Annotated in this window: 16 protein-coding genes; 11 read left to right on the top strand and 5 right to left on the bottom strand. The window is 64.6% G+C overall.

The features are described from left to right. Positions 1-97: 97 nt before the first annotated feature. Positions 98-1,213 carry a mannose-1-phosphate guanylyltransferase gene (locus D9V28_RS11235; RefSeq protein ID WP_121659840.1) on the top strand — a complete coding sequence of 372 codons (1,116 nt, stop codon included), beginning with the start codon at positions 98-100 and terminating at the stop codon, positions 1,211-1,213. On the opposite strand, the gene D9V28_RS11230 is transcribed toward D9V28_RS11235, so the two are convergent. Further along, a complete protein-coding gene (locus D9V28_RS11230; RefSeq protein ID WP_121659839.1) occupies positions 1,210-2,163 on the bottom strand; it encodes a 5'-3' exonuclease in 954 nt (317 codons plus the stop codon). The genes D9V28_RS11235 and D9V28_RS11230 overlap by 4 nt on opposite strands. 261 nt (positions 2,164-2,424) lie before the next feature. Between D9V28_RS11230 and D9V28_RS11225 the strand changes: the two genes are divergently transcribed. The 6 genes from D9V28_RS11225 (at position 2,425) to D9V28_RS11200 (ending at position 9,370) form a co-directional block, all read left to right on the top strand. Beyond that, complete coding sequence (locus D9V28_RS11225) at positions 2,425-3,510, top strand: BMP family lipoprotein (protein WP_121659838.1); 1,086 nt, start codon at positions 2,425-2,427, stop codon at positions 3,508-3,510. A gap of 82 nt (positions 3,511-3,592) precedes the next feature. Continuing rightward, positions 3,593-5,107: an ABC transporter ATP-binding protein gene (locus D9V28_RS11220; RefSeq protein WP_121659837.1), complete on the top strand. Its 1,515-nt coding sequence runs from the start codon at positions 3,593-3,595 to the stop codon at positions 5,105-5,107. Further along, complete coding sequence (locus D9V28_RS11215) at positions 5,104-6,375, top strand: ABC transporter permease (protein ID WP_121659836.1); 1,272 nt, start codon at positions 5,104-5,106, stop codon at positions 6,373-6,375. The genes D9V28_RS11220 and D9V28_RS11215 overlap by 4 nt, the downstream gene beginning before the upstream one ends. Continuing rightward, complete coding sequence (locus tag D9V28_RS11210; RefSeq protein WP_121659835.1) at positions 6,372-7,652, top strand: ABC transporter permease; 1,281 nt, start codon at positions 6,372-6,374, stop codon at positions 7,650-7,652. Before D9V28_RS11215 ends, D9V28_RS11210 begins: the two co-directional genes overlap by 4 nt. 4 nt (positions 7,653-7,656) lie before the next feature. Next, positions 7,657-8,076: a cytidine deaminase gene (locus D9V28_RS11205; protein ID WP_121659834.1), complete on the top strand. Its 420-nt coding sequence runs from the start codon at positions 7,657-7,659 to the stop codon at positions 8,074-8,076. Beyond that, a complete protein-coding gene (locus tag D9V28_RS11200; RefSeq protein ID WP_121659833.1) occupies positions 8,069-9,370 on the top strand; it encodes a thymidine phosphorylase in 1,302 nt (433 codons plus the stop codon). Before D9V28_RS11205 ends, D9V28_RS11200 begins: the two co-directional genes overlap by 8 nt. Before the next feature lie 258 nt (positions 9,371-9,628). Here D9V28_RS11200 and D9V28_RS15970 read toward each other — a convergent pair whose 3' ends face one another. After that, complete coding sequence (locus tag D9V28_RS15970; RefSeq protein ID WP_147440970.1) at positions 9,629-9,919, bottom strand: hypothetical protein; 291 nt, start codon at positions 9,917-9,919, stop codon at positions 9,629-9,631. 147 nt (positions 9,920-10,066) lie between these two features. Here D9V28_RS15970 and D9V28_RS16430 point away from each other — a divergent pair, with 147 nt between their 5' ends. Then, positions 10,067-10,192, top strand: a complete 126-nt coding sequence (locus D9V28_RS16430) for a hypothetical protein (RefSeq protein ID WP_268234430.1) — start codon at positions 10,067-10,069, stop codon at positions 10,190-10,192. Between the two features lie 557 nt (positions 10,193-10,749). Here D9V28_RS16430 and uriH read toward each other — a convergent pair. Beyond that, positions 10,750-11,694 carry a uridine-preferring nucleoside hydrolase UriH gene (uriH, locus tag D9V28_RS11185; RefSeq protein ID WP_121659830.1) on the bottom strand — a complete coding sequence of 315 codons (945 nt, stop codon included), beginning with the start codon at positions 11,692-11,694 and terminating at the stop codon, positions 10,750-10,752. A gap of 70 nt (positions 11,695-11,764) precedes the next feature. Between uriH and D9V28_RS11180 the strand changes: the two genes are divergently transcribed. The 3 genes from D9V28_RS11180 to D9V28_RS11170 all read left to right on the top strand — a co-directional run bounded on the left by D9V28_RS11180 (position 11,765) and on the right by D9V28_RS11170 (position 13,721). Continuing rightward, the gene (locus D9V28_RS11180) at positions 11,765-12,886 is read left to right on the top strand and encodes an adenosine deaminase (protein WP_121659829.1); all 1,122 of its coding nucleotides are present in this window, start codon (positions 11,765-11,767) and stop codon (positions 12,884-12,886) included. A 107-nt stretch (positions 12,887-12,993) separates the two neighbouring features. Next, positions 12,994-13,452, top strand: coding sequence for a PTS sugar transporter subunit IIA (locus D9V28_RS11175; protein WP_121659828.1), 459 nt, complete (start codon positions 12,994-12,996; stop codon positions 13,450-13,452). Beyond that, positions 13,449-13,721 carry a PTS sugar transporter subunit IIB gene (locus D9V28_RS11170; RefSeq protein WP_121659827.1) on the top strand — a complete coding sequence of 91 codons (273 nt, stop codon included), beginning with the start codon at positions 13,449-13,451 and terminating at the stop codon, positions 13,719-13,721. Before D9V28_RS11175 ends, D9V28_RS11170 begins: the two co-directional genes overlap by 4 nt. A 24-nt stretch (positions 13,722-13,745) precedes the next feature. On the opposite strand, the gene D9V28_RS11165 is transcribed toward D9V28_RS11170, so the two are convergent. Both D9V28_RS11165 and D9V28_RS11160 read right to left on the bottom strand, forming a co-directional pair. After that, entirely contained in the window at positions 13,746-15,455 is a 1,710-nt protein-coding gene (locus D9V28_RS11165; protein WP_121659826.1) for a phospho-sugar mutase, read from the bottom strand. Beyond that, positions 15,455-16,288 (bottom strand): purine-nucleoside phosphorylase, encoded by an 834-nt coding sequence (locus tag D9V28_RS11160; protein WP_121659825.1) that lies wholly within the window; start codon positions 16,286-16,288, stop codon positions 15,455-15,457. Before D9V28_RS11160 ends, D9V28_RS11165 begins: the two co-directional genes overlap by 1 nt. Between the last annotated feature and the right edge of the window lie 15 nt (positions 16,289-16,303).

Genomic DNA, 16,303 nt, shown 5'->3' with positions numbered 1-16,303 from the left:
CCGTAATTTCGCCGGTTAGGCATGCCTAAGTGTCTTGACGTCGAGACAATCGCCCTCGAGAATACGTCGAACGCACGCTGCCGCTAGCCTGAGGAGCATGACAAGTCCTCTCGAACGCTTCTACAGTGTCATCCCAGCTGGCGGCATCGGCTCGCGACTCTGGCCGTTATCTCGAGCGGATGCTCCGAAGTTTCTTCACGACCTCACCGGCTCCGGCACCACATTGCTCCGTGCAACCTGGGACCGGTTGGCTCCCTTGTCGGGAGAGCAGCGCATCATGGTTGTCACCGGGCGTGCGCACCGTGCGGCCGTCGAATCCCAGCTCCCGGACCTCATCGATCCCAACGTTGTGCTCGAGAGCGATCCGCGGGACTCGACAGCGGCGATCGGACTGGCCGCAGCCATCCTGATGAAGCGGGAACCCGATGTCATCATCGGCTCGTTCGCTGCTGACCACGTGATTCGCGGGGACCGTCTGTTTCGCGCCGCCGTCACCCAGGCTGTTGCGACAGCTGACGCCGGGTACATCACGGCCATCGGCATTCAGCCGACGGAGCCGGCCATCGGGTTCGGCTACATCCACGTCGGAGCCCCGCTCGACGTGCCTGGTGCTGACTCTGCGCAGCTCGTGGATTCCTTTGTCGAGAAACCGAACCTCGCAACCGCCAAGAAGTACGTGTCTGGCGGAGCGCACCTTTGGAACGCCGGTATGTTCATCAGCCGCGCCGATGTTCTTCTCGAGGAACTGGCGAAGAACCGACCGGAGCTGCATGCAGGACTGATGGAACTGGCATCCGTTTGGGATGATCCTGCGCTGCGCGGTCCGGCCGTCGACCGCATTTGGCCCAATCTCGAGAGGATCGCGATCGACTACTCCGTCGCGGAACCCGCTGCCCTCGCCGGACGCCTTGCTGTTGTGCCCGGTCACTTCGACTGGGACGACGTTGGTGATTTCGCATCGCTCGCGAAGCTCAACTCGGGTGGGCGCAGAACCGACCTGGCGATCCTGGGTGAGAGTGCCCGTATTCTCTCTGACGCGTCGAGCGGCATTGTTGTCAGCCAGACGAACCGGGTGATCAGCCTGATCGGTGTTAAGGACATCGTCGTTGTTGACACCCCTGACGCCCTGCTCGTCACAACGAGCGCGAACGCGCAACGTGTCAAGAGCGTCGTCGACGCGCTCAAGCTGTCTGGCCGCGACGACGTTCTTTAGGCGCGCGCCTCGTCGGCTGCGGGAGTGTCGTTGCCGAGCGCGCGAAGTGCCCGGTCGGAGGCGCCGCCCAGCCCGAGGCTGACCGCCAACTGCCGAACGCTCTCCGCCGCATCCGCTGAGAGCGGGCGGATGCGGGCGTCCGGAACGTCGAGCTCGAGCGTGCGAACCACTTCAACGACCGTCGGGGCAACCCGGAGGTAGTCAGCCGCGCCGAGGATCTTCGCCCGCACCGACTCCGACATCCCCGCACCGCGCGTCGCCGAGGCCGCGACGATGGCGTCCAGGTCGCCGAACGTGCCGAGCAAGCCCGCTGCCGTCTTCTCGCCAACGCCGGCGACGCCGGGAAGCCCGTCAGACGTGTCACCACGAAGCGCCGCGAAGTCGGCGTACTGGTGTGCGCTCACACCGTACTTCTCTCGAACCACACTCTCGGTGAGGACCTCAAGCTTGCTCATTCCACGCGCCGTATAGATGACACGGATGCCACGGGCATCGTCGACAAGCTGAAAGAGGTCCCGATCTCCGGTGACGACGTCGACGGGTCCCTTCGCCTGCGAGGCGAGACTGCCGATGACATCGTCGGCCTCGTGCTCGGGTGCACCGACGAAGGGAATGCCGAACGCATCGAGCACCTGGCGGATGAGGGGGATCTGCACGTCGAGCAGTTCTGGTGTCTCTTCGACGTCCGGTCCGTCTACGACGACCTGCGCCACCCGATGCTGTTTGTAGCTCGGGATGAGATCGACGCGCCACTGCGGCCGCCAGTCGTCATCCCAGCAGGCGACAAGTTCGGCTGGCTGGTAGTCGGTGACCAGCTTGGCGATGAAGTCGAGGAGCCCGCGGACCGCGTTGACCGGAGTGCCGTCTGGGGAGCGCAGTGTGTCGGGCAGTCCGTGGAACGCGCGAAAGTAGAGAGATGCGGTGTCGAGGAGCATCAGTGGTCCGGCCATGTGTTGATTGTGGCACGCGACGAGGGCCGAGCAGAGGGTCGGATGCCGCTCGCGTTGCGCATTAGTGCGCATCCGCGCCTGCACCTGCTCATATGAGCGCCGCGAACCATGCGATGCGTTCCCGGTTTAGCCTTGCGGGGAACAGCTATGTAACGCTTCTGTTTCGAGAGAAGACCACGGCGTCGTGGCCTTCGTAACTTTCGGTAACGTAAGCCAATACCGCCCTCGCGAGCCCCGCAGGGCAGCACCCTGGAGGACACATTGACAATCAACACCCGTAAGGCCGTTTTCGCCGGCCTTGCCAGCGCCGGCGTTATCGCCCTGCTCGCTGGCTGTGGACAGGCCCCCACCAGCGATGGTGGCTCAAACGAAGCTGCATCCGACTTCCTCCCCTGCATCGTTTCGGACGCGGGTGGATTCGACGACAAGTCCTTCAACCAGTCCAGCTACGAGGGCATGGTCGAGGCTTCAGATGAGCTCGGCGTCGAGATGAAGGACGTCCAGAGCGACACAGAAGATGACTACGCTCCGAACATCACGAGCCTCGTCGACCAGGGCTGCAACCTGATCGCGACCATCGGCTTCGCGCTCGCTGACGCAACCAAGGCAGCTGCTGAAGAGAACACAGACGTGAACTTCATCATGCTCGACGACAACTCGATCGACCTCGAGAACGTCAAGCCGATCATTTACGACACGGCACAGGCCGCCTTCCTCGCTGGCTACGCCGCAGCTGACTACTCGAAGACCGGCGTCGTCGGCACCTTCGGTGGACAGCAGTTCCCGACAGTGACCATCTTCATGGATGGCTTCGCTGACGGCGTTGCGTACTACAACGAGCAAAAGGGCAAGGACGTCAAGGTCGTCGGTTGGGATGTCGCTGGCCAGACCGGTTCATTCACCGGTGGCTTCGAGGCAAACGACACGGCCAAGCAGCTCGCAACGACCCTCATCGGACAGGACGCTGACGTGCTCCTCCCCGTTGGTGGACCGATCTTCCTCAGCGCCATCGAGGCCATCACGGACTCCGGCAAGGACGTTGCGATGATCGGTGTCGACGCTGACCTCTACGAGACCGCTGACTCGGGCAACGAGCTCTTCCTCACCTCGATCCTCAAGCAGATGAAGTCGGGCGTCAACGACGTCGTCGTCGCCGCTGGCAATGACGAGTTCGATGCAACCCCGTACGTCGGAACGCTCGAGAACGATGGAGTCGGCATCGCCCCGTTCCACGACTTCGAGGGCAAGGTGAACGAGACGCTTCAGGCCGAGCTCGACGAGATCAAGGCTGGCATCATCGACGGATCCATCGAGGTTTCCTCGCCGTCTTCGCCCAAAGCTGAGTAGCTCTTCGCACTCAACCCACTCCCAGCGCGGGGGGATCAGCTTCGGCTGGTCTCCCCGCTCTGTATGAACGTAGGATTCACCCATGAAGCTCGAACTTCGCGGCATCACGAAGAGATTCGGTTCTCTCGTCGCCAACGACCACATTGATCTGGTCATCCAGCCCGGCGAAATCCACTGCCTCCTCGGCGAGAACGGGGCGGGGAAATCCACGCTCATGAACGTTCTCTACGGCCTCTACCAGGCCGAAGAGGGCGACGTCCTCCTCGACGACGTCGTCCAGCACTTCGCTGGTCCCGGTGACGCCATGCGCGCCGGCATCGGTATGGTGCACCAGCACTTCATGCTCATCCCCGTTTTCACTGTCGCTGAAAACGTCATGCTCGGTCACGAGCAGACGGGCGTGGCAGGCAAGCTCGACCTCGATGCGGCTCGCGCAAAGGTGCGCGAAATCTCCGCGAGGTTTGGATTCCATGTCGACCCGGACGCTCTCGTCGGTGATCTGCCCGTCGGTGTGCAGCAGCGCGTGGAGATCATCAAGGCGCTCTCGCGCGACGCTCAGGTCCTCGTGTTCGATGAGCCAACAGCAGTGCTCACGCCGCAGGAGACCGACGAGCTCATGACGATCATGCGTCAGCTCCGCAGCGAGGGAACCTCGATCGTCTTCATTACGCACAAACTGCGAGAGGTGAGGGAAGTCGCAGACCGGATCACAGTCATCCGTCTCGGAAAAGTTGTCGGCGAAGCGTCGCCGACCGCGTCCAATTCGGAACTCGCCGCGCTCATGGTCGGTCGCGCCGTCGAACTGACCGTGCACAAGGAGACAGCCCGTCCCGGAGCGGCGAGCCTCGTCGTTCGCAACCTCGACGTCATCGACCCCCTCGGCCTGAAGGTCGTCAACAACGTCAGCTTCGAGGTGCACGAGGGCGAGATTCTCGCGATCGCCGGTGTGCAGGGTAACGGCCAGACCGAGTTGACCGAGGCCATCCTGGGTCTTCAGCCGCGCGTCACCGGCGACATCACGCTCAACGGCGAGAAGCTCACCGGGCTCAGCGTTCGCAAGATCCTGAATGCGGGAGTCGGGTTCGTCCCCGAGGACCGCACCGAGGACGGGCTCGTCGGCGAGTTCACGATCGCCGAGAACCTCATGCTCGACCGCTCAGACGCGCCTCCGTTCGTTCGCCGCGGCAATCTGCAGCTGGGCTACCTGGCCGAATTCGCGCAGGAGAAGAAGGACGAGTTCGACATCCGGGCCCAGTCCATCACCACGATGGCCGGCCGGCTGTCCGGCGGAAACCAGCAGAAGGTTGTTCTCGCCCGTGAGCTGAGCCGCGACCTCAAGCTGTTTGTCGCGTCGCAGCCCACGCGCGGGATCGACGTTGGTTCCATTGAATTCGTTCACAAGAGGATGGTCGAGACGCGTGATGCGGGCATCCCGGTCATCGTCGTATCAACAGAGCTCGACGAGGTCGTTGCGCTCGCAGACAGGATTGCAGTGATGTACAGAGGTTCCATCGTCGGAATCGTCCCGGGCAACACGCCGCGTGACATTCTCGGCCTCATGATGGCCGGCGAAAACCCGACAGGAGTTGCCGCGTGAGCGACGTCACAGCACCAACGGCTCCAGCGGGAAACGAGCCGCAGAAAACGACTCAGCCTGAGGCGCCGCGCGGCAACCAGGTTCTTGCCGACATCCTCAACGGCAGTTTCGTCATCACGATCCTCGCCGTAGTGTTCGCCCTCCTGATCGGTGCAGTGCTGATCGCCGTCACCGATGAGGATGTCCAGGCCGCAGCGGGGTACTTCTTCGCTGCTCCCGGCGACACCTTCAGCGCGATCTGGCAGTCGGTCTCCGGCGCGTACGGCGCGCTCTTCCAGGGGTCGATCTACAACTTCCGTCGTGATTCCTTTGTCGACGGCATCAAGCCGCTCACCGAAACGCTGACGTTCGCGACGCCACTGATCGCTGCAGCGCTCGGTATCGGTATCGCCTTCCGGGTTGGCCTTTTCAACATCGGTGGCCGCGGCCAGATGCTCATCGCCGCCGCGTGCGCCGGCTGGGTCGGCTTCTCCTTCGAACTGCCATGGGGAGTTCACCTCGCCATTGCCGTGATCGCGGGCATCGTCGGCGGCGCCCTGTGGGGTGGAATCGTCGGACTCCTCAAGGCGCGAACAGGTGCGCACGAGGTCATCCTCACGATCATGCTCAACTACGTCGCCTTCTACCTGGTCTCGTGGATGCTGCGCACCCCTGGCCTGCTTCAGGCCCCAGACTCGGTCAACCCGAAGTCACCGGCCATGCTCGAGACCGCTGTGTTCCCCGAGATCCTCGGGCCCAAGTACAACCTCCACCTCGGCTTCATCTTCGTCATCGCGGCGACGATCTTCGCCTGGTGGCTGCTCAACCGGTCGAGCCTCGGCTTCCAGTTCCGCGCGGTCGGTGAGAACCCGAACGCCGCCCGTGTTGCCGGCATCAACGTGAAGAACACCTACGTTCAGGCGATGCTCATTTCCGGTGGTCTTGTCGGCCTGGCCGGAGTCATGCAGGTGCTCGGCACCGTCACCACCGGCTTCTCGGCCGGCATCGACGCCGGTATCGGTTTCGATGCGATCACCGTCGCCCTGCTCGGCCGCAGCCGCCCGTGGGGCATCTTCGCGGCCGGTGTGCTCTTTGGCGCTTTCAAGGCCGGAGGGTTCGCCATGCAGGCGGCTGAAGGCATCCCGATCGACATCGTCACCGTCGTGCAGTCGCTCATCGTGCTGTTCATCGCGGCACCCCCGCTGATCCGCGCGGTGTTCTTCCTGCCAAAACAGGGCAAACCCAAGCGACTCAAACTCAACGTTTCACAGGAGGTGGCGGCGAAGTGACCACGACAACCGCTGAAGAATCCGTCTCCGCCAGCCTCGAAACGGCGACCATCAAGAGCTGGAAGGCGCCGATCGCCTACGCGATCTTCACCCTCATCGCCATCGTGCTCTTCGTCGTCAACGGCCGGGACGGCTCCAGCCGCTTCCGCCTGTCGAGCGAAGCCGATCTGATCCAACTCCCGGTCATCGACGCACCCACCCGACTGACCTGCGTCGTCGTTGTCGTGCTGCTCCTGGCCATCACCGCGTACGCCACCTGGCTCTCCAGCCAGGCCAAACGCGTTCCGCTCTGGCTCACGATCATCTTCGCCGCAGCGTTCATGTGGGCCTTTCTCACCTGGGCAGCCGCCGGAGAGAGCATTCCGATCACCGGTCTCCTCCTCGGCACCGTCGCACTGAGCGCACCGCTCATCTTCGGCGCACTCGGCGGCGTGATCTCCGAGCGCGTCGGCGTCGTCAACGTCGCCATCGAAGGGCAGCTCCTCGCGGGTGCCTTCCTCTCGGCCTTCGTGGCATCAGTCACTGGCAACCCGTGGGTCGGTCTCATCGCTGCCATGGTCGCCGGAGTGCTCGTGAGCTTCCTGCTCGCGGCGTTCTCGATCAAATACCTCGTCGACCAGGTCATCGTCGGTGTTGTGCTCAACGTGCTCGTTGCAGGACTCACCAGCTTCCTGTACACGACGGTGCTTACGAGCAACACTCCGTTGTTCAACTCGCCGCCACGGTTCCCCCGCATCAGCATCCCGATCCTCAGCGAGATTCCGATTCTCGGCCCCGTGCTGTTCCGCCAGACCGTCATCATCTACTTCATGTACGTCGCGGTGATCGTCGTCTGGTGGGCGCTCTTCCACACCAAGTGGGGCCTCCGCCTCCGCGCGGTGGGCGAGCACCCGCAGGCCGCTGACACGGTCGGCATCAAGGTGAACGCCACACGGTTCTGGAACGTTGCGCTGGCCGGGGCGATCGCCGGCTTCGGTGGCGCGTACTTCACGCTCGGTTCGGTCGGTGGTTTCACCAAGGAGATGACCGCAGGCGCCGGCTTCATCGCTCTGGCCGCCGTGATCTTCGGCCGCTGGGATCCGATCCGAGCCACCCTGGCCGCTCTGCTGTTCGGGTTCGCCACGAACCTGCAGAACGTGCTCGGTGCCATCGGCTCAGGCGTTCCGAGCGAGTTCCTCCTCATGCTTCCGTACGTCGTCACCATCTTCGCGGTCGCGGGTCTGGTCGGATACGTACGCGGGCCAGCGGCGTCCGGCAAACCATACATAAAGGCGTAGAACGATGACAGATTCAATCGACTGGGGTGCGCTGCGCGAAGCGGCGACGGATGCCATGACCAAGGCATACGTGCCGTACTCGAAGTTTCCGGTCGGGGTGGCCGCGATCGTCACAGACGGTCGGATCATCACCGGGTGCAACGTCGAGAACGCCAGCTACGGCTTGACCCTGTGCGCCGAATGCGCGCTGGTGTCCATGTTGCACCTGACCGGCGGTGGACAGCTCGTCGCATTCACCTGCGTCGACGGCGACGGAAACACCCTGATGCCGTGCGGTCGTTGCCGCCAGCTGCTCTTCGAGCACGCCGTGCCGGGGATGATCCTCGAGACCGTCTCAGGCATTCGAACCATTGACGAGGTACTGCCCGACGCCTTTGGCCCGCGCACCCTGAACGAATACGCGGGAGACACAACCAATGACTGACCAGACACTCGAAGCATTCGACGCGGTCGACCTCATCCGCACCAAGCGTGACAAAGGCGAATTAACAACGGATGCCATCAACTGGTTGATCGACGCCTACACGCGTGAATACGTCGGTAACGAACAGATGGCCGCCCTGGCCATGGCGATCCTGCTCCATGGCATGAGCCGCCGCGAGATCCGTGACCTGACCCTCGCGATGATCGCGTCCGGCGAGACCATGGACTTCTCCGGCCTCGGCAAGACCACTGTCGACAAGCACTCCACCGGAGGAGTGGGCGACAAGATCACCCTGCCGCTCATGCCCCTCGTCGCGTCATACGGCGTCGCAGTGCCGCAGCTCTCCGGGCGCGGCCTCGGCCACACCGGCGGAACCCTCGACAAGCTCGAGTCGATTCCGGGCTGGCGTGCCGACATCTCGAACGAGGAGATGTTCGACATCCTCCGCGACGTCGGTGGCGTCATCTGCGCCGCGGGCAAGGGCCTCGCCCCCGCCGACAAGCGCCTGTACGCGCTGCGCGACATCACGGGAACTGTCGAAGCCATCCCGCTCATCGCCTCGAGCATCATGTCGAAGAAGATTGCCGAGGGAACGGCTGCGCTCGTCCTCGACGTGAAGTTCGGCTCGGGCGCGTTCATGCAGGACTACGCCAAGGCCGAGGAACTCGCTCGCACCATGGTGGCGCTCGGGCAGGACGCCGGTGTGAAGACCTCGGCGCTGCTCACCAACATGAGTGTGCCGCTCGGACTCGCCATCGGAAACGCCAACGAAGTGCGCGAGTCGGTCGAGGTGCTCGCCGGAGGCGGCCCAGCTGACATCGTCGAACTCACCGTTGCGCTTGCGCGCGAGATGCTCACTCTCGCCGGACAGCCGGACGCCGACGTGGAGGAAGCCCTCAAGGATGGCCGCGCCATGGACACCTGGCGTCGCTCGATAATTGCCCAGGGCGGCGACCCCGACGCCGCACTGCCCGTCGCCCGCGAAACCCACACGGTCACCGCTGACGCCGACGGCGTGCTCGTTCGCCAGGAGGCGCTGCCGTTCGGTATCGCCGCATGGCGCCTCGGTGCTGGCCGTGCTCGCGCGCAGGACCCGGTGCTGCACGCCTCGGGAATCGACCTGCACGTGAAACCGGGCGACGTTGTGCGCGCGGGTGACCCGCTGTTCACGCTGTCGGCCGACGACGCCGGGCGTTTCCCGCGGGCGCTTGACGCGCTCGAAGGGGCATACGAGCTCGCCGCACCGGGAACCGCGTTCACCCCGGAGCCGTTGGTGCGCACGCGTATCGCCTAGACATCCCGAGCGCTTGGTCCGTCGGGATGAAACCCAATCGCGACTGGCCCATCTCAGAGGACTGCTCGCGCCATCGCGCCATCCCAGAGAGCCGCGTGCGGTCGACCTCTCCGAGATGACCGCATTCGATCGGGCCCAAATGGCGATTCGCAATCGACTCGGCCCAAAGGGCGATTCGATTTAAATCGAACAACCTTTTGGGCCGACTCGTTGGGGTGAATCGCCTTTTGGGCCGACTCAAACGTCTGGCGGTTAGCGTCAGCCGGTCCACCCGCGTTTCCGGAGCCGTCGCTCCGTTCTGGCGATCACGTCCGGGAGGTTCTGAAGGTCATCTCCGGTGAAATAGACCATGCTCCAGTCATCGTCGACGGCGTCGTTGCCGCGTCGGATATCTTTGCGCCATTGCCGACGATCGTGACGGTGATGGTCGCCCTGATACTCAAGCCCGACCTTGAAGTCGGGGTACGCAAGGTCAATCTCAATGCGGCGTTCGCTGACTTTCAGGTGTACTTCGACATTCGGTTCGGGATCCGGGAGAGGGCTGGCCACCAACGCCAGCCGAACAATGCTCTCCGGCCGCGACCTAGAGCGATCGCTGAGCGAATGAAGGGCAGCTCGCATCCGAAGGCGCCCGCGTTGTGACGGGTATCGCGAAACGGCATCACGAAGTGCTTCTTTCGTGGTGGCAGGGTTCTTGTGCCAGAGAAGGCTGTCGCCAGCGGCCACAAGATTTTCGAAACTCAGGAGAGCCGCAAGGTCGCACCAGGTTCGCTCGACGGTCGTGACCCAGATACCGCCGAGGAGAACGACGTCATCTGGTGAGAACGCGGCGCTATGACCAACAACGCCGCGGGCTTTTGTAGCTCGAAAGCCCTGCCGGCACGTGACATGAAGGGGGCCGACCTCCGAGCGCTCCGGAAGCGGCATGCCGTGGAGCGTTGCGGCCGTGTAATGACTGAATACCTCAGCGCGTTGTACCCGCCGTGAGAATGCGACGCACCGATCTATCAGGGTCACGTCTATCCCGGGGGCCAAACGGGCGCCATGATAGGGCCGCTGGAAGGCATCATTGCGAAGCTGTGAACGCGAGATGCCATTGGCGTACGCCTCGCGAACGGAAAACGAACGAGGAAGCGTGTCAGGGAGTGGGCGACGAAAGTACATGAAGCGAGCGTCGTGGCTCAGCCACAGCCTGTGGCACTCGCTCCTCTACCCGTGGAATCCCCTCGGTGCACGCTGGCCTGTGACGGACGCACAAAACGCCCACGTCCAGGCGCCAGAACCCAGCCTGCATCGTGACACGTCGCTGTGGCAACGGCGCGGCGGGAACGGCGTGTGGTGAGCAACAGCGCGGCGGGAACGGCGTGTGAAGGAATCGCCTACGCGGGGTCGCCGATGCGCTCGAGCGCGTCCACGATGAGGTCCCAGAGCCGGTCGGCGTCGAGGTCCATCGCGGCCTGGGTGGTGCAGTCCGCTGGGGCGATGGCGCGCAGGTCGGCGACCGTCATGCCGAGAGTAAGTGCTCCACTGAGCTCGACGCTGATCGGCATCCGCCGCACCGTCATGATGCTCGGGTCGATGACGTACGCCACAGCGCATGGGTCGTGCACCGGGGGAGCGTCGAACCCCTGCGACTGCTGGTACGTGCGTGTGAAGAACTCGATGAGCTCGCCGACGAACCGGGCAGGCGCCGTGTCGACGGCGGCAATACGCTCGGCCACTTCGGGAGTGGCCAACGCATGGTGGGTGAGGTTCAGCCCCACCATCGTCACCGGCCAGCTCTCGGAAAACACGATGTGTGCGGCCTCCGGGTCGATCACAATGTTGAACTCGGCGGTCGCCGTCGTGTTGCCCACACCGACGCTCCCGCCCATCAGTACGACTTCCCTGACCCGCGGCACGATCCGCGGTTCCTTCCGCGCGGCCATCGCGATGTTCGTGAGCGCGCCGGTCGGCACCAGCGTGATCGTGCCGGGCTCAGCGGCCATCACCGTGTCGATGATGAGGTCAACGGCGTGCCGCTCGTCGAGCTCGAGAACCGGCTCGGGCAGCACCGGCCCGTCGAGACCGGATTCACCGTGAATGTCCGCTGCCGTCTGCACAGGCCGCACCAACGGCCGCACACAGCCGGCCGCAAACGGCACACCGGTGATGCCGGCCACCCGAGCAACAGACAGCGCATTCCGGGTGACCTTCTCGAGCGTCTGGTTCCCCACCACTGTGGTCACGGCGACAAGCTCGATCTCCGGATTGCCGTGCGCGAGCAGCATCGCAATCGCGTCATCGTGGCCAGGGTCGCAGTCGAGAATGATCTGAGTCGGCATCCCTCAACCCTATGCCGGCGATTCGCGAATCCGCGGTGTGGGCGACCGGCTAGCGCGGTAGTCTGGTCGGGTGAATTCAGCGAACGAGTACCAGCTTCCCCGCGGCGTCGACATCGCGAGCCTCCCCAAGGTTTCGCTCCACGACCACCTCGATGGGGGCGTCCGCCCGCAGACGATTATTGAACTTGCGGATGCCATCGGCTACGACGTTCCCGAATCGAACGCCGACAGGCTGGCTGAGTGGTTCCTCACCCAGTGTGACGCAGGCAATCTCGTCGACTACCTCAAGACCTTCGACCTCTCCACCGCTGTCATGCAGACGCCGGAGGGCCTCACCCGCATCGCCCGCGAGTTCGTCGAGGACCTCGTCGCTGACGGCGTGGTCTACGGCGAGATTCGCTGGGCGCCCGAGCAGCACCTGAGCCGCGGACTCACCCTCGATGCGACAGTCGAGGCCGTGCAGGAGGGCATCGAGCAGGCCATCGACGACGCCGAGCGCGCCGGAAACAGCATCCAGATCGGGCAGCTGATCACGGCAATGCGTCACGCCGACCGCGGCCTCGAGATCGCCGAGCTCGCCGTTCGGCACCGCGACCGCGGCGTCGTCGGATTCGACATCGCCGGAGCCGAAGCCGGTTTCCCGGCCAGCCGTCACCGCCTCGCATTCGACTTCCTGGCCAAGGAGCACTTCCCGGTCACCGTGCACGCCGGCGAAGCCGACGGCCTCGACTCCATCAACAGCGCCCTCTTCGACGGGCGCGCCCTGCGTCTCGGCCACGGTGTGCGCCTCGCCGAGGACATCACCGTCGAGCGCAGCGACGACGAGGGGATCTACGTCTCACTCGGCCCGATCGCCCAGTGGGTCAAGGACCGCGAGATCGCACTCGAGCTCAGCCCGTCGTCGAACCTGCAGACCGGCGCGATCGCGCAGTGGGGCACCGACCTGGTCGACCACCCATTCGACCTGCTCTACCAGCTCGGCTTCCGCAACACGGTCAACGTCGACAACCGCACCATGAGCGGAACCAGCCTCACCCGCGAACTCAGCCTGTTGACGGATGCCTTCGCTTACGACCTCGACGACCTCGAGGTCTTCCAGCAGAACGCCGCGGCTGCAGCCTTCCTTCCTCTTGAAGACCGCGAGGAACTCGGCGAGATCATCGCGGCCGGTTTCGAGGCGGCGCGGGTCTGACATTTCTCGCCCACGCGAGCCGCACATCGAACCCTTTCTTCAGCTTGTGCCGGTAGCCTGAGACTGGTTCCGCCCGAACGAATGTCCGCTGAACAAAAGAGCTCACGATGACACTGCCTCCACTGCCCGACTCCGCCATCGCCCTCTCACAGGACGCGTCGAACTGGCGTGAGGCGATCCGGCTTGCCGGTGCGGCACTGGTGGAAAGCGGGGTGGCCGAACCCGGGTACACCGATCGCATGATCGAGGTGGTCGAAGAGTTCGGTGCGTACATTGTCATCGCGCCCGGCCTCGCCCTTGCGCACGCGCGCCCGGGCGCCGATGTGCGCCGCGAGGGACTGGCTGTCGTCACGCTCGCGACCCCTGTTGCGTTCGGGCACCCGCACAACGATCCGGTGAGCGTCATCCTGGGGCTGGCCGTGACGACACCGGAGAGCCACGTGACAAGTGTCGCCGCGCTGGCCAATGTGTTCAACGATGCGTCAGCAATCCCGGCGGTCGCCGCTGCGACCACCCCAGACGCCGTGCGCGCCGTGCTCGGTGCGACAGGAGAGGCAGCAGCATGAAAATCGTCGCTATCTGTGGAGCCGGCGTCGGCACCTCGGGCATTCTCAAGGTCAACGCCGAGCGGGTTCTCAACCGGCTGGGTATTGATGCCGAGGTGACGGCATCCGATATTGCAAGCATCGCCACATCGGCAGCGCAGGCGCAGGTCATTCTCACCTCACCCGAGCTCGTCGACAAGATCGGCAAAACCTTTGCCGACATCGTTGTGATCGAGAACTACTTCGATCTCGAGGAGCTCGAACGGAAGCTCGACAAGGCACTCGGTTGAAGCGTCCCGCCGAGCCCCGCTCGGTCAGGCAGTGACGCGTGCCGCGATCTCGGCGAGTTCTGCCTTGATTGCCGCGAGAACGACGGATGCTTCATCCCGCTTCTCGTTCGGCCGCTGCACGTCGAGATAGAACTTGATCTTCGGCTCTGTGCCCGATGGCCGCGCCATCACACGTGAACCGTCGGCGAGCACAAACCGGAGTGCGTCGGTCGCCGGGAGGCTGCCGAAGCCGTCGATGAGGTCGTCGATCTCGTTCACTTTCACGCCGCCGAGCTGCTGCAGCGGTTCGGCGCGAAGGTGCGCCATGATCTTCGCGATGTCGCCGAGGTCGGTGACCCGCAGCGAGAGCTGGTCGCTTGCGAAGTAGCCGAACTTCTCGGCGAACGCCTCGAGCGCACGTTCGACGGTGACACCCTGCTCTCTGAGGAAGCAGACCATGGACAGGAAATCGGTCGCGGCCGAGATGCCGTCCTTGTCGCGCACCGTCGTCGGGTTGACCAGGTAGCCGAGGGCTTCTTCGTAACCGAAGAGCAGGTTCGGAACCCGGGAGACCCACTTGAAGCCGGTGAGCGTTTCGACGAAGTCGAGGTCGTACTCACGCGCAACGGCGGCGAGGGCGGGGGACGACACGATTGAGCAGGCCAGCGCTCCGCCCGGAGCCGACTGCTCGGCGTGAATCACGGCAGCGCGCCAGCCGAGGAGCCAGCCGACCTCGTTGCCCGAGAGCTGGCGGTAACCCTCGTCGTTCGAGGGATCGGGGATCGCAATGGAGAGCCGGTCGGCGTCGGGGTCGTTGGCGACGATGAGTTCTGCGCCGACCTCGCGGGCCTTCGCGTAGGCCAGGTCGAGGGCGCCCGGCTCCTCCGGGTTGGGGAACGACACGGTCGGGAACGCGGCGTCGGGGTGCTGCTGCTCCTCGACGGGGGTGATCGTGGCGAGCCCTGCCGCTTCGGCGACCCGGGAGAAGGTTTCCCAACCGACGCCGTGCATGGCCGTATAGACGACGTTCAGGTCGACGGGCTTCGCGGTCATCACCTTCGCGGTCTCGGCGACGTAGGCGTCGAGGAGGTCCTCGCCGGCCGTCTCGAAGGTGTCGCTGCGTGGCAGCTCGAGTACGTTCTGCTCAGCGGCAACCCGGGTGATGTGAGCGGCGATCTCAGCGTCGGACGGCGACACGATCTGCGAGCCCTCGTGTTCACCACCGAGGTACACCTTGTAGCCGTTGTCTGCCGGCGGGTTGTGGCTCGCCGTGACCATGACACCGGCCGACACATCGAGGTGCCGGACGGCGAACGCCAGCACCGGGGTGGGCAGCAGACGGGGGAGGAGTACGGCGCGAACGCCAGCGCCCGCCATGATCTCAGCGGTGTCGCGTGCGAAAACCGCGGAGTTCTTGCGGCCGTCGTACCCGATGACGACACTGGGCTTCTGCTCACGCTCGAGCAGGTACGCGGCGAGTCCCGCGGCGGCCTGCGAGACGAGCACACGGTTCATCCGGGCTGACCCGGCTTCGATCCGACCGCGGAGCCCGGCTGTGCCGAACGCGAGCCGGGTGTCGAACCGGTCGTGCAGTTCGGCGAGTGCCTCGTCTGATCCGCCCTCGGCTGAGACGATCAGTGCCTCAAGCTCGGCACGGGTCTCTGCATCGGGGTCCTGCGCGAGCCAGGCGCGTGCGACACGGAAGACGTCCTGGGTGTCGGTGCCCGTGGCATCCGTTGTTTCGATGTCAGCCATTAGATCGCCGCCACAATCCTGGCGAGCAGGCCGGAGATGCGGTGCTCGGCGTTGCGGCCGGCCTCGATGACTTCTTCGTGGCTGAGCGGCGTCTTCTGAATGCCTGCGGCGAGATTGGTGATGAGTGACATGCCGAGGATCTCCATGCCGGCCTGGCGTGCGGCGATCGCCTCGAGCGCCGTGGACATGCCGACGATGTGGCCGCCGATCGTCTTCGCCATCTGCACTTCGGCAGGGGTTTCGTAGTGCGGGCCGCGGAACTGGCAGTAGACGCCCTCGTCGAGGCTCGCGTCGACACTGCGTGCCAGCTCGCGGAGACCGGACGAGTACAGGTCGGTGAGGTCGACGAACGTCGCGCCCTCGAGTGGGGAGTCCGCGGTGAGGTTGATGTGGTCGCTGATCAGCACGGGGGTGCCGGGCGACCAGGTGTCCTTGATGCCGCCAGCGCCGTTGGTGAGGATCATGGTGGTCGCGCCAGTGGCTGCAGCGGTGCGGACGCTGTGCACAACCCGGCGAACGCCGTGTCCTTCGTAGTAGTGGGTGCGTGCGCCGATGACGAGCGCGCGCTTGCCGTTCTCCAGCAGGATCGAGCGCAGCGTGCCGACGTGACCGTCGAGCGCCGGCTTCGAGAAGCCCGTGATCTCGTCGGCGGGGATCGTTGCGACCGTCTCACCGAGCAGGTCGGCGGCTTTTCCCCAGCCTGAGCCCAGGGTCAGGGCGATGTCGTGCTGGGCGACGCCCGTCGCTACGGCGATTTCCGCTGCGGCCGTTGCGGCGACGTCGAAGGGGTTCGCGCTCGGGTCGTCGAGCGGGTTCACTGTGGTTTCTGACATTCCGCCATCTTATTC

The sequence above is a fragment of the Mycetocola zhadangensis genome (assembly GCF_003668565.1).
GTDB lineage: Bacteria > Actinomycetota > Actinomycetes > Actinomycetales > Microbacteriaceae > Mycetocola_A > Mycetocola_A zhadangensis.
This window is presented reverse-complemented; position numbering and strand designations above follow the sequence as displayed.

Bases quoted from the DNA above. Each gene is read 5' to 3' on its own strand.
- D9V28_RS11235 (WP_121659840.1), top strand. From the start codon at position 98: ATGACAAGTCCTCTCGAACGCTTCTACAGTGTCATCCCAGCTGGCGGC.
- D9V28_RS11230 (WP_121659839.1), bottom strand. From the start codon at position 2,163: ATGGCCGGACCACTGATGCTCCTCGACACCGCATCTCTCTACTTTCGC.
- D9V28_RS11220 (WP_121659837.1), top strand. From the start codon at position 3,593: ATGAAGCTCGAACTTCGCGGCATCACGAAGAGATTCGGTTCTCTCGTC.
- D9V28_RS11205 (WP_121659834.1), top strand. From the start codon at position 7,657: ATGACAGATTCAATCGACTGGGGTGCGCTGCGCGAAGCGGCGACGGAT.
- D9V28_RS11200 (WP_121659833.1), top strand. From the start codon at position 8,069: ATGACTGACCAGACACTCGAAGCATTCGACGCGGTCGACCTCATCCGC.
- uriH (WP_121659830.1), bottom strand. From the start codon at position 11,694: ATGCCGACTCAGATCATTCTCGACTGCGACCCTGGCCACGATGACGCG.
- D9V28_RS11175 (WP_121659828.1), top strand. From the start codon at position 12,994: ATGACACTGCCTCCACTGCCCGACTCCGCCATCGCCCTCTCACAGGAC.
- D9V28_RS11170 (WP_121659827.1), top strand. From the start codon at position 13,449: ATGAAAATCGTCGCTATCTGTGGAGCCGGCGTCGGCACCTCGGGCATT.
- D9V28_RS11165 (WP_121659826.1), bottom strand. From the start codon at position 15,455: ATGGCTGACATCGAAACAACGGATGCCACGGGCACCGACACCCAGGAC.
- D9V28_RS11160 (WP_121659825.1), bottom strand. From the start codon at position 16,288: ATGTCAGAAACCACAGTGAACCCGCTCGACGACCCGAGCGCGAACCCC.